Below are 473 nucleotides of genomic sequence, written 5' to 3'. Positions count from 1 at the left end.
GTTGAAAGTGGTCTCATGGATACCACAGGACTCCATGCCCAGGAAGGAAGGCTGGAAGAGTGCCTCCGGACACCGGAACCGCTCATTGCCAATGGTGATCACCTGCCCGTCGGGCAGCTCGTAACTCTTCTCCAAGGAGGAAGATGATGCAGCAGTAGCCATTTCTTGCTCAAAATCCAGGGCAACATAGCACAGCTTCTCCTTTATGTCACGAACAATTTCCCTCTCAGCAGTGGTGGTAAAGCTGTAGCCCCGTTCAGTCAGGATCTTCATGAGGTAGTCTGTCAGGTCCCGGCCAGCCAGGTCCAGACGCAGGATGGCGTGAGGGAGAGCATAGCCCTCGTAGATGGGCACAGTGTGGGTGACCCCGTCTCCGGAGTCCATCACAATGCCTGTGGTACGACCAGAGGCATACAGGGACAGCACAGCCTGGATGGCTACGTACATGGCTGGGGTGTTGAAGGTCTCAAACA

General features: G+C 55.6%; 1 pseudogene. It reads right to left on the bottom strand.

Features of this window, described 5'->3' with window-relative positions:
- Positions 1-473: pseudogene (locus tag FVA95_RS29005) on the bottom strand (actin, cytoplasmic 2); the annotation flags it as partial.

The sequence above is a fragment of the Pseudonocardia sp. EV170527-09 genome (assembly GCF_008369905.1).
Classification (GTDB): domain Bacteria; phylum Actinomycetota; class Actinomycetes; order Mycobacteriales; family Pseudonocardiaceae; genus Pseudonocardia.
The sequence above is the reverse complement of the archived record's forward strand: the minus strand, read 5'-3'. Positions and strand labels throughout refer to the sequence as shown.